The organism is Caenispirillum salinarum, from assembly GCF_044803115.1.
Taxonomy (GTDB): domain Bacteria; phylum Pseudomonadota; class Alphaproteobacteria; order Rhodospirillales; family Rhodospirillaceae; genus Caenispirillum; species Caenispirillum salinarum_A.
Map to the genome: position 1 here is coordinate 3,047,398 of NZ_CP085224.1, position 10,770 is coordinate 3,058,167.

Consider the following 10,770-nt stretch of genomic DNA (forward strand, 5'->3'; position numbering starts at 1 on the left):
GCACAAGCGGAGAAGACGATGGCGGACGATCTGGATCGGGTCGGGCGGCTGCAGTTCCTGCAGATCGACGATGAGACGCGCGCCTTGTTGCGCGAGTTCCGGGGCATCCTGGAACAGCATATCGACGAAGTGCTGGATGCCTTCTACGGCTACATGACCAAGCACCCGGACATGGCCGCCATGTTCAAGTCCGACGCGTCCATGCGCCACGCGCGGGACGAACAGCGCAAGCACTGGCTGAACAACGTCTTCACCGGCGAGTTCGGCGACGACTACTTCCGCACCGTGACCGTCATCGGCCGCACCCACGAGCGTGTGGGCCTGGAGCCGCGCTGGTACATCGGCGCCTACGCCTTCACCATGAACAAGCTGGTGCAGCTGGTCTTCAGCCGCTACCGCAAGAAGCCGGAGCGCGCCTCGGCCATCATCCAGGCCATCAACAAGGCCGTGTACCTGGACATGGACATCTCCATCTCCGTCTACATCCGCACGGCGCGGGAGACGGCGGCGCGGACGCTGAACGAACACGCCTCGAAGTTCGAGAACGAGGTCCACGCCATGGTGGAGATCGTCGCCGCCGCGGCGACGGAGCTTCAGTCCACGTCGCAGAACATGGCCGAGACCGCCGACCGCACCTCCAGCCAGTCGGAAGTGGTCGCCTCGGCCGCCGACCAGGCCGCCGGCAACGTCCAGACGGTCGCCTCCGCCGCCGAGGAACTGCACGCCTCCATCTCGGAAATCAGCCGCCAGGTCGCCGAGGGCAACCGCATCAGCTCGGAAGCGGTGGACGAGGCCGAGCGCACCAACGAGATGGTCAACGGCCTGGCCGCCGCCGCTGGCAAGATCGGCGAGGTCGTCAAGCTGATCAACGACATCGCCAGCCAGACCAACCTGCTGGCGCTGAATGCCACCATCGAGGCCGCCCGCGCCGGCGACGCCGGCAAGGGCTTCGCCGTGGTCGCCAACGAGGTCAAGAACCTCGCCAACCAGACCGCCCGGGCCACCGAGGACATCTCCAAGCAGATCGGCGAGGTTCAGGGCGCGACGGAGCAGGCGGTCAGCGCCATCCAGGGCATCGGCGGCACCATCGGCCGCATCAGCGAGATCACCGGGGCCATCGCCGCCGCGGTGGAGGAGCAGTCGGCCGCCACGCAGGAGATCGCCCGCAACGTCCAGGAGGCGTCCAGCGGCACGACAGAGGTAACCAGCAACATCTCCACCGTCACCGAGGCCGCCACCGAAACCGGCCACGCCGCCGGCGAGGTGCTCACCGCCGCCCGCGAACTCTCCAACCAGTCCGAGCGCCTGAAGGCCCAGGTGGACGAGTTCCTGCACGACATCCGGGAAGCAGTGTAAACCTTTGTAAGAAAACAAAAAGCAGGAGCCAGCGAACCCCCTGGCGCTCCCCCCGTTGCGGGGGAAGAATAACGGGCCGGCGCAATGCCGGCCCTGTCGCGTCGTCAGGAGTGCAGCGTCTCGTACTTGGCCTTGAGCTGGTCTTCGGTCTCCTGGTGCGCCGGGTCCTTGACGATGCAGTCCACGGGACAGACCAGCACGCACTGCGGCTCGTCATGGGCGCCGACGCACTCGGTGCAGCGGTCGGGGTCGATCACGTAGATTTCGTCGCCCTGATAGATCGCCTCGTTGGGGCACTCCGTCGGGCAGGCGTCGCAGTTGATGCAGGTGTCCTGGATGACAAGGGCCATGATGTGTCTCGCTGTCTCGGTCTCTCGACGAACCGCCGCCGCGGCTCCGTAAGCGTCAGGACGCCAGCAGCATGCGCCGCTTCTCGACCAGACGCTCGCGCGATTCGCCCAGGGCGGCGTCAGGGGCGATGCATTCCGTTGGGCACAACGCCGCGCACTGCGGCTCGGGAAAGGCTCCGACGCATTCCGTGCAGAGCGCCGGATCGACGACGTAGCCGGCCTCGACGCTTTCCAGCGCGATCGCCATGTTCGGGCACTCGTCGGCGCAGCCGCCACAGCCGATGCAGTCCTCGCCAATGCTCATTGCCATTGTCGCACCCCACTCCGCATCACGAATTGATAATTCGCAGAATCGAAAGGGTTTTTCCGATCCCTTTCAGGGGTCACCATACCGCAGCATAGGCTGAAATTGCGTTAAACCTTTCGTCATATCCGGGACGGCCGGGCGGGATTGACGGAAGGGCGGGAGACGGGTGCAGTGCAAAAAGGCGCTTTCATCCGGAAGGAATTTCCGGTTATATGGGCGCTGGCGCCACGACTGGCCGCGCCGGTAGCCCCCAGACCGACGCACCCCGAGGCCCCGTCCCGTCCCCGCCGGCCCACTGCACGCCGGCCGCGATGGTGCGGACCCGGCTTCATGTCGAGCGCTCAACGGGAACGCAGATTGATGGGGATCTCTTCATGGCCTTGAATTCCGTCTCACTCGCGCTGACCGGCAGCGGCGGCGCCGGCGTCATGACGTCCGGCCAGGTGCTGGTCGACGCCGCCGCCAAGGCCGGCTGGTACGGCCTGATGGCGCGCTCACTGGGTCCGCAGATTCGCGGCGGCGAGTCGGCCGCGCTGTTGCGGCTGTCGCCCGGACCCGTGCAGTCGATGGATGACTGCTACGACCTGATGCTCGCCGTCGACTGGGGCAACATCGAGCGCTTCGCGTCCGAGATCCCGCTGACGTCGAAGTCGATCATCGTCACCGACCCCGCCCAGGGCGAGGTGCCGGAAATCATGCGGCGCAACAACCCGATCATCGTGGAGATCCCGCTCAAGGAGATCGCCAAATCGGTCGAGGGCGGGCGCATCAACATGGTGGCGCTGGGCCTGGTGGCGAAGGTCATCGGCCTGCCCGAGGACTACTGCATCGAGGTGCTGTCCAAGGCCCTTGCCAAGAAGGGGCCGGAGGCGCTGGAGAAGTCGATCGCCGGCATGCGCGCCGGGGCGGACCACGCCGACAAGCTGACCGGCGTCCCCACCCTGGACGCGCCCCGGACCGACCACGGCGAGCGCTGGTCCATCACCGGCAACGAGGCGACCGGCCTGGGCGCGCTGCGCGGCGGCGTGCGCTTCGTGGCGGCCTACCCCATCACGCCGGCGACGGAAGTGCTGGAGTACATGGCCCCGAACCTGCCCAAGCTGGGCGGTGCGCTGGTGCAGGCGGAGGACGAATTGGCCTCCATCAACATGGCGATCGGCGGCAGCTTTGGCGGCGTGCCCAGCCTGACGGCCACCTCCGGCCCCGGCCTGGCGCTGATGACCGAGAGCATCGGCCTCGCCGTGGCGTCGGAGACGCCGGTGGTCATCATCAACGTCCAGCGCGGCGGTCCCTCCACCGGCATCCCGACCAAGTCGGAGCAGGTGGACCTGAACATCGCCATCAACGGCCTGCACGGCGACGCGCCCCACCTGGTGACGGCGCCCACCTCCATCGCCGACAGCCTGTTCACCGCCCAGTGGACGGTGCATATGGCCGAGGCGATGCAGTGTCCCGCCATCGTGCTGACCGACCAGGCCATGGGCCAGGCGCGCGCCATCATCGATAAGCCGGCCGACCTGGCCTTCGTCGGCCAGCGCCGCAAGCCCGAACTGGTGTCGGGCGCTGTGGAAGAAGGCTACCAGCGCTACGCCGTGACCAAAGACGGCGTCTCTCCCATGGCGATCCCCGGCATGAAGGGCGGCGAGTACACCGCCGACGGCCTGGAGCACAGCCCCAAGGGCACACCGTCGACCCAGGCGCAGCACCACCAGGAACAGCTCGACAAGCGCGAGCGCAAGCTCAAGACCTTCGACTACGGCGACCACTGGGCCGACATCGAGGGCGACGGCGAAATCGCCATCATCACCTGGGGCTCGGTGACCGAGCAGGTGCGCGAGGCCATCGACCGCATCGAGGAGACCAAGAGCCTCAAGGTGAAGCTGATTGCGCTCCGCCTGCTGTCCCCCGCCCTGCCCGAGAAGATGGCCGAGGCGCTGAATGGCGTGAGGAAGGCGCTGATCGTGGAGCAGTCGCACAGCAAGCAGTACACGCTGATGCTGAAGGCGCACTACGACCTGCCGCCGGTTTATGCCACGCTGAACCGCCCCGGCCCGCTGGCCATTCGGCCCCATGAAATCGTGACCGCGCTCGATGCGCTGGTCGCCAAGTCCTGAGCCAGGAGGGACTTCGCATGAACATTCAGACCCCCGCCCCCCAGGCCCTGACGTTTGCCGACTACAAGTCGAGCCTCAAGCCCGTGTGGTGCCCCGGCTGCGGCGACTTCTCGGTGCTGTCGGCCATCACCAAGGCGCTGGCGACCCTTCAGCTGCCGCGTGAGGACGTGGCGCTGGTGTCGGGTATCGGCTGCTCGTCACGCATTCCGGCCTACACCTCGGTGTACGGCTTCCACAGCGTCCACGGCCGCGCCCTGCCCGTCGCCACCGGCCTGAAGTCGGCCCGGCCGGACCTGACGGTGCTGGTCGCCGGCGGTGACGGCGACGGCTTCTCCATCGGCGGCAACCACTTCCTGCACGCCTGCCGGCGCAACGTGGACCTGACCTACATCGTCATGGACAACTCCGTTTACGGCATGACCAAGGGGCAGGCGTCGCCGACCACGGAAGGCGACTGGACGGGCTCCAAGCTAACCCCCGAAGGGCCGGGCGTGGCCGAGTTCCAGCCGCTGGAGATCGCTCTGTCGGCCGGCGCCAACTACATCGCACGCGGCTTTTCGGGCAAGCCGAACGAACTGACCAAGCTGATCTGTGATGCGGTGGAGCATCCCGGCTTCTCGCTGGTCCACGTACTCAGCCCCTGCGTGACCTTCCGGCCGGAGCAGCGCGAGTACAAGACCATGGTGCACGATGGGTTCGGCGGGGCCGCCTTCGACGAGGGAACGCCCGACCGCCGCGAGGCTTTCCGCCGCCTGATGGACGACGACGGCTATTCCTGCGGGGTGCTCTTCAAGGGCAACACGCCCGCCTTCAAGCCGCAGACGGACGCGCCGAGCACCATCGAGGAGATCCAGGGGGACTTCATCCTATGAGCACCGCCTTCAAGGACATGACCGGCGTGCCCGAGTTCCTTGCCCACGCCCTGCAACTGGAACAGGAAGCCGCCGTCCGGTTCGACGAACTGGCCGACATGCTGGAGGTCCACAACAACCACAAGGGCGTGGTGGAGCTGTTCCGCAAGATGGCTCACTTCTCCCGTCTGCACCTGGCCGAGGCCAAGGAGCGCGCCGTGGGCGTCGACGTTCCCGCCATGAAGCCGTGGGAGTTCAAGTGGCCGGGTGACGAGGCGCCGGAGTCGGGGGAAATCACCGACGCCCACTACCTCATGACCCCGCACCACGCCCTGAAGCTGGCGCTCGCCAGCGAAACCCAGGGGTTCGACTTCTATCGGGGCCTCGCCGACAACTCGGCGGACCAGGATGTCCGCGCCATGGCGCGGGAATTCGCCGACGAGGAAGCCGAGCACGTCGCCACCCTCAAGGAGTGGCTGGACCGCTACCCCGAGCCGGACAGCGCCTGGGACGAGGACATGGACCCGCCGGTCTCGGTGGACTGACCGGCGTCCGGCCATGACCGGGCCACGAGGTGAACGGGGCGGCTTTTGCGGGCCGCCCCGTTTCGTTTGTCCGGTCCCGCCGCCGCATTTCACCACCAGAAGCGGCGGCGGCGGTGATGCCGCGCCAGTGCGCGGGGCGTGAGGCCGATGTCGCGAAGCAGCCGCTCGTCCAGCGCCAACAACGCCTTGACCTCCCGCCGCGCCCTCAGCCACGCCGTCAGGCGGGTGAAGAGACCGGGCGCTGCCGCCGCCGCGCGCGCCGGCCGCGACGAAACAGGGCTCGTGTCGCATCGGGTATGGGACATGGTGTGACCTCCTCTGTCGATGACCAATGTCTGCTTAACGGTGCGCCACTCGGCCCCTTGCCGACAAACGAGGTCTTTGAAGGGATACATTAGAAATTCTAAGCATTTTCGGCCATTGCCATTCCCTTTCAAGGCCCATGGGTATAGGTGGGTGCATACCTCCGGATCAATCCGATAACCGCCCGCGCCATTGACGACGCCGGTAGAAGAAGTCGTAGACTTGATCGCGGGAGAATGGTGCGGAACGCGGCCCCGAGCGGCCGCCGAGCACAAGGAAGAGGCGCGGCATGATGACGCAGTTCTTCTGTCCGCACTGCGGCCGGCGGGTGGAGGCTGGCGCCCCCGCCTGCCCCCGTTGTCTGGCGCCGATCCACTACGGCATTCCGCGCCGCTGCATGGTCATTCTGGTGACGGTCGGGCTCCTCGTTTTTGCCTATGCGGCGGGCCTGCCGGCCTTGGCGTGCGAGACGCTGGCCCCCTCTGCCGACTGCGACTGGGAGGCCGTCCTGCGCCTGCCCGCGCTGTGCCTGATCGCCTACGGCGCCCGCACCCTCGTCCTGGCCGCACGCCAGCGCCGGGCCGTCTTCGGGGCGCCGCGCCTGACATTCTCCGCCACCGCCGACAGCGCCGAGGCCGCCAGCACCGCCGCCGCGTGATCCCTCCGCCCCCGACCGTCGTTGGGGTATCAACAGCGATACCCAGCAACGACGGGAGGAAGGCACGATGGCGCACGATACCGACGCGCACGTTACCACCGATCACGACACCATCCGCAAATGGGCCGAAAGCCGCGATGGCAAGCCGGCCGCCGTCAGCGAGACGCACTCCAAGGGCGATCCGGGCATCCTGCGCATCCTGTTCTCCGACGAGGCCGAGGATGATGGCCTGGAGCCCATCTCCTGGGATGCGTTTTTCGAGAAGTTCGAGGAAAAGAACCTGGCGTTCCTCTACCAGGACGAAACCAAGTCCGAGCACGGTACCAGCCGCTTCCACAAGTTCGTCGACCGCGACCAACACAAATAAGGCTGACGCCCGGGTCACACCGCAACAGGCGCCCGCCGCCCCGATCAACCGCCGCACCGGCCAGCCCCGGGCGGCGGTTTTTTTGCTTTCGGCACGGGGGCGTACAGCACAAGCCACCGCCAGATGAAGCTAGAACAGACCCCGTCTTTTTCGGAATAGACGTAATAAATATACACTACGTCGAAATGATTTACGGCAACCTACTCCCGCACATTCTTCGTTTACCGCCCACAATTCCCGCAGAGGACGGAGGTTTCCATGGAAGAAAGAAGAGACCAGAGCGTGTCGGCGGCCAGGGACGAGGCCAAGCAGCGTGCGTCCTCGGCCGCTGACGATGCGCGCCGTGTCGCCGCCGAGCAGGGCGACGCCTGGCGCCACAGCCTTTTGTCGACCGTCGACCACGTGGCTGAGGCCATGGACGCCGCAGCCTCCCGCCTGCGCGAGGACGAACCGCGCTTGGCGGGCGCCGTCGAGGACCTGTCGCGGCACGTCAAGCGCTTCGCCGGCGACGGCCACAACAAGAGCTTCGACGAATTGCGCGGCGACCTGGAAAACGTGGCGCGCAGCAACCCCACCCTGTTCATGGCCGGCGCCATGGCGCTGGGCCTGGGCCTGTCGCGCGTTCTGAAGAGCACGCCGCCGGAGCACCGCGAAGGCAGCGCGTCCGGCCATAGCGCCGGCGCCGGCACAGCGCCACCGCCGGCGACATCGCGCCATACGACGACGCCGCCGCGGCCGGGCGCCTCCACCACGCCCGCGGGACAGCCGGATCGGCCCTCGGCCGCCTCGGGCACCTCGGCCCCGCCGAGCCCGTCGCCCTCGCCCTCACCCAGCCAGAGCCCGGCGGCCGTGCCGGGCAGCGCCGCGCCCAACACCGGGAGAAGCATCTGATGCCGGACAGCACCGCCACCACCGACCGCTCGATCCCGGAGCTGCTCCGGGACCTGACCAACCAGTACAGCCAGCTCATGCGTGACGAGTTCGCGCTGATGAAGGCGGAAATGGGCCAGAAGGTCAACCAGGTCAGCAACGGCGCCGTCATGCTGGGCGTCGGCGCGGTCCTGGGCCTGGCTGCCCTGATCTTCCTGCTGCTGGCCGTCACGCTGGCGCTGACCAACGTGGTTGCGCCGTGGCTTTCGGCGCTGATCGTCGGCGGCGCGACGCTGCTGGTGGCCCTGATCGTCATCAACAAGGGCAAGTCGAACCTCAAGACCGCCAACCTTCAGCCCAAGCGCAGCATGGCCTCGGTCCGCGAGGACGCCCAGTTCACCAAGGAGCACGCGAAATGACACAGGATCATCCGGATGATGTCGAGCGCCGCATCGCCGAGGACCGCCAGCGCATTGACGGCACCATCGACGCGCTGCAGGACCGCCTGTCTCCGGGCCAGTTGCTGGACCAGGCCATGTCCTACATGAAGCAGGGCGGCGGCGAGACAGCCGGCAACTGGGGCCGTGCGGTGAAGGAGAATCCCTTCCCGCTGCTGCTGACGGGTGTGGGGCTGGCGTGGCTGATGAAGACCACCACCAATCCCGACGGCCACGCCGCCTACGGTAACAGCTACGACCCGGAAAAGGCCGAGGCGGCGCACACCGCCTCGATGCGCCTCCAGCAGAACGCCGGGGAGACCAAGGAGAAGTTCGAGGAGCGCAAGATAGAGGCCAAGGCCAAGGCCCTGGACATGCAGCGCCGCGCCGAGGAAGGCGCCCACGACTTCAAGACCCGCGTCGAGCAGCGGCTGTCGTCCCTGCGTCACGGCGCCGGCGCGCGCGGGGCGGAGGCCAAGGGGCGGGGCCGCGATGCCGCCGCACAAGGGGCGGAACAGGCATCGGTCTATGCCGCGCGTGCGCAGTCCTACTTTCAGGAGCAGCCGCTGGTGGCCGCGGCCGCTGCCGTTGGTGTGGGGGCGTTGCTGGGCGGGCTTCTGCCGCAAACCCGCGCCGAGGACGAAGCCTTCGGCCGCACCGGCGAGGCGGCCCGCCATCGCGCGACGGAAACGGCGCGCGACGCCGGCGCACGGGCCGAGCGGGTGGCCGGCGAGACGGCCCAGGCCGCGGCCAGGACCGCCGACGAAACCGCCCGCCGCGAGGCCGGCGACAACACCGCGGGAAGCCGACATTCCTGATCCCGCGGCAGACCCTTGCGCGAACGGGCGCGGCGTCGAAACGACGCCGCGCCCGTTTTACGTCCTTTCGTTGTCGCCGCGCCGTCAGGCGGCTTCCTTGCCCTCGAGCAGATCGCAGAGCGTGCTGTCGGGCTCATGCTCCAGGGCCAGCAGGGCGGTGGAGGCATCGCCCTCCAGCCCCAGTGCGCCGGCGAAGGCCTGCTCGGTTCGCTCGCCGTCTTCCTTGCGGGCCAGAACTTCCTCACGCAGATCCCCGCCGCCCAGCCGCAGGAGACGGTTCAGCACGGCGTAGTGGCGGTACGGAATCTGCTCAACGGTTGGACGGCCCTGGGCGTGGATCTCCACCGGATAGGCCGCCGTCTCGATGCGCACCACAAGGGCCTCGGGCCCGTGGTCGTCGGCCGCGCGGCGGTACATGAGGAAATCGTCGGTAGCGCCGTGCGCCTCGTGCATCTTCGTGGCGAAGGCATCCAGGTCCGACACCTCCACCAGCACGTCGATGTCGCTGTCGGCCGTTCGCAGGCCCAAAGGCATGGAGCCCACGATGCGCGGGCGGTAGGGCCGCAGGGCGTCGCGCAGCCCCAGGGAGTCGAGCACACGGTGGCAGGATGCCAGTTCACCCACCTGACCGGGCGCGGTCTTCCGAGCCTTGGCCATGGTATCCCCACTTGGTCGTTGGCAGTCGCGTAATGCGGCGCCCCGTTTCGGGCGTTTACCACCTAACCTAGGACGCCGCGCACCGGATCGGCACCCCCCGTCCGGCTAATCTGGGCAGATTACTTATGCTCGGCCGACATTCCAAGCCTTTCGAGGAGCGCCATGTCCTTATTCTCTTCGGGGTTCTCGGTGGTCAGCAGCTTTTCACCGTAGAAGATGGAGTTGGCCCCGGCGAAGAACGCCATGGCCTGCGCCTCGTCGGAAATGGAGGTGCGACCGGCCGACAGACGCACGCGGGCCTTGGGCATGGTGATGCGCGCAACCGCGATGGTGCGGATCCACTCCAGCGTGTCCAGCTGCGGCAGGTTACCCATGGGCGTGCCGGGCACCGGCACCAGCATGTTGATGGGCACGCTTTCGGGGTACGGCTCCAGGTTGGCCAGCGCCTCCAGCAGGCCGGCGCGGTCCTCGCGGCTTTCGCCCATCCCGATGATGCCGCCCGAGCACACGTTCATGCCGGTGGCCCGCACATTGGCGAGGGTCTGCAGGCGGTCCTCATACGACCGGGTCGTCACCACTTCGTTGTAGTATTCGGGCGAGGTGTCGAGGTTGTGGTTGTAGTAGTCCAGGCCGGCATCACGTAGCTTCTGCGCCTGGCCCGGCGTCAGCATGCCCAGCGTCATGCACGTCTCCAGGCCCATGCCCTTGACGTCGGAGACGATGTCGCACAGCGCGTCCATGTCCCGGTCCTTCAGTTCGCGCCACGCCGCGCCCATGCAGAAGCGGCCGGCGCCGGCGTCCTTGGCCTCGCCGGCCTTCTTCATGACCTCGTCCCGGTCCATCAGCCTGGACGCCTTGAGGCCCGTGTCGTAGGCCGAGGACTGAGAGCAGTACTTGCAGTTCTCGGCGCAACCGCCGGTCTTGATGTTGAGCAGCGTCGAGAGCTGGACCTTGTTGGGGTCGAAGTTCTCGCGATGAACACCATGTGCCCGCGCCAGCAGGTCCATGAACGGCAGCTCGAACAGGGCGAGGATCCCGCTCCGGCTCCAGCGCGCCACGGTCGCGGACGTCTTGGCCGCCTCGGCAAACGGGGTTTCGTCCAGGAGTTCGGCGGCAGTCGGGGCGGCGTCGGTCATG

The 10,770-nt window shown here is 67.5% G+C and carries 14 protein-coding genes; 9 read left to right on the plus strand and 5 right to left on the minus strand.

Translation table 11 applies throughout. The annotated features are described in order from the left end of the window. Positions 1–18: 18 nt before the first annotated feature. Positions 19–1,356 (plus strand): protoglobin domain-containing protein, encoded by a 1,338-nt coding sequence (locus LG334_RS13925; protein WP_404378941.1) that lies wholly within the window; start codon positions 19–21, stop codon positions 1,354–1,356. A gap of 104 nt (positions 1,357–1,460) precedes the next feature. Here LG334_RS13925 and LG334_RS13930 read toward each other — a convergent pair whose 3' ends face one another. After that, positions 1,461–1,706: a YfhL family 4Fe-4S dicluster ferredoxin gene (locus LG334_RS13930; protein ID WP_404378942.1), complete on the minus strand. Its 246-nt coding sequence runs from the start codon at positions 1,704–1,706 to the stop codon at positions 1,461–1,463. 55 nt (positions 1,707–1,761) lie between these two features. Continuing rightward, positions 1,762–2,016, minus strand: coding sequence for a YfhL family 4Fe-4S dicluster ferredoxin (locus LG334_RS13935; RefSeq protein WP_404378943.1), 255 nt, complete (start codon positions 2,014–2,016; stop codon positions 1,762–1,764). Positions 2,017–2,387: 371 nt separating this feature from the next. On the opposite strand from LG334_RS13935, the gene LG334_RS13940 reads away from it, so the two are divergent. The 3 genes from LG334_RS13940 to LG334_RS13950 are packed head-to-tail and all read left to right on the plus strand — an operon-like array spanning position 2,388 to position 5,523. After that, the gene (locus LG334_RS13940) at positions 2,388–4,127 is read left to right on the plus strand and encodes a 2-oxoacid:acceptor oxidoreductase subunit alpha (protein WP_404378944.1); all 1,740 of its coding nucleotides are present in this window, start codon (positions 2,388–2,390) and stop codon (positions 4,125–4,127) included. A gap of 17 nt (positions 4,128–4,144) precedes the next feature. Beyond that, on the plus strand, positions 4,145–4,999 hold the full coding sequence (locus LG334_RS13945; RefSeq protein WP_404378945.1) for a 2-oxoacid:ferredoxin oxidoreductase subunit beta: 855 nt from the start codon (positions 4,145–4,147) through the stop codon (positions 4,997–4,999). Continuing rightward, positions 4,996–5,523 (plus strand): ferritin family protein, encoded by a 528-nt coding sequence (locus LG334_RS13950; protein ID WP_404378946.1) that lies wholly within the window; start codon positions 4,996–4,998, stop codon positions 5,521–5,523. Before LG334_RS13945 ends, LG334_RS13950 begins: the two co-directional genes overlap by 4 nt. Before the next feature lie 89 nt (positions 5,524–5,612). On the opposite strand, the gene LG334_RS13955 is transcribed toward LG334_RS13950, so the two are convergent. Then, positions 5,613–5,828 carry a DUF1127 domain-containing protein gene (locus tag LG334_RS13955; RefSeq protein ID WP_404378947.1) on the minus strand — a complete coding sequence of 72 codons (216 nt, stop codon included), beginning with the start codon at positions 5,826–5,828 and terminating at the stop codon, positions 5,613–5,615. 287 nt (positions 5,829–6,115) lie between these two features. On the opposite strand from LG334_RS13955, the gene LG334_RS13960 reads away from it, so the two are divergent. The 5 genes from LG334_RS13960 to LG334_RS13980 all read left to right on the plus strand — a co-directional run bounded on the left by LG334_RS13960 (position 6,116) and on the right by LG334_RS13980 (position 8,976). Beyond that, positions 6,116–6,484, plus strand: coding sequence for a zinc-ribbon domain-containing protein (locus LG334_RS13960; protein WP_404378948.1), 369 nt, complete (start codon positions 6,116–6,118; stop codon positions 6,482–6,484). A gap of 67 nt (positions 6,485–6,551) precedes the next feature. Next, positions 6,552–6,851: a hypothetical protein gene (locus tag LG334_RS13965; protein ID WP_404378949.1), complete on the plus strand. Its 300-nt coding sequence runs from the start codon at positions 6,552–6,554 to the stop codon at positions 6,849–6,851. 258 nt (positions 6,852–7,109) lie between these two features. After that, positions 7,110–7,742 carry a hypothetical protein gene (locus tag LG334_RS13970; RefSeq protein WP_404378950.1) on the plus strand — a complete coding sequence of 211 codons (633 nt, stop codon included), beginning with the start codon at positions 7,110–7,112 and terminating at the stop codon, positions 7,740–7,742. Then, positions 7,742–8,140, plus strand: coding sequence for a phage holin family protein (locus LG334_RS13975; RefSeq protein ID WP_404378952.1), 399 nt, complete (start codon positions 7,742–7,744; stop codon positions 8,138–8,140). Before LG334_RS13970 ends, LG334_RS13975 begins: the two co-directional genes overlap by 1 nt. Then, positions 8,137–8,976 (plus strand): DUF3618 domain-containing protein, encoded by an 840-nt coding sequence (locus LG334_RS13980; RefSeq protein ID WP_404378953.1) that lies wholly within the window; start codon positions 8,137–8,139, stop codon positions 8,974–8,976. The genes LG334_RS13975 and LG334_RS13980 overlap by 4 nt, the downstream gene beginning before the upstream one ends. A gap of 84 nt (positions 8,977–9,060) precedes the next feature. On the opposite strand, the gene LG334_RS13985 is transcribed toward LG334_RS13980, so the two are convergent. Both LG334_RS13985 and bioB read right to left on the minus strand, forming a co-directional pair. Continuing rightward, entirely contained in the window at positions 9,061–9,633 is a 573-nt protein-coding gene (locus LG334_RS13985) for a DUF4269 domain-containing protein (RefSeq protein WP_404378955.1), read from the minus strand. Positions 9,634–9,752: 119 nt separating this feature from the next. Beyond that, positions 9,753–10,769 (minus strand): biotin synthase BioB, encoded by a 1,017-nt coding sequence (bioB, locus tag LG334_RS13990; protein WP_404378956.1) that lies wholly within the window; start codon positions 10,767–10,769, stop codon positions 9,753–9,755. Position 10,770 lies beyond the last annotated feature (1 nt).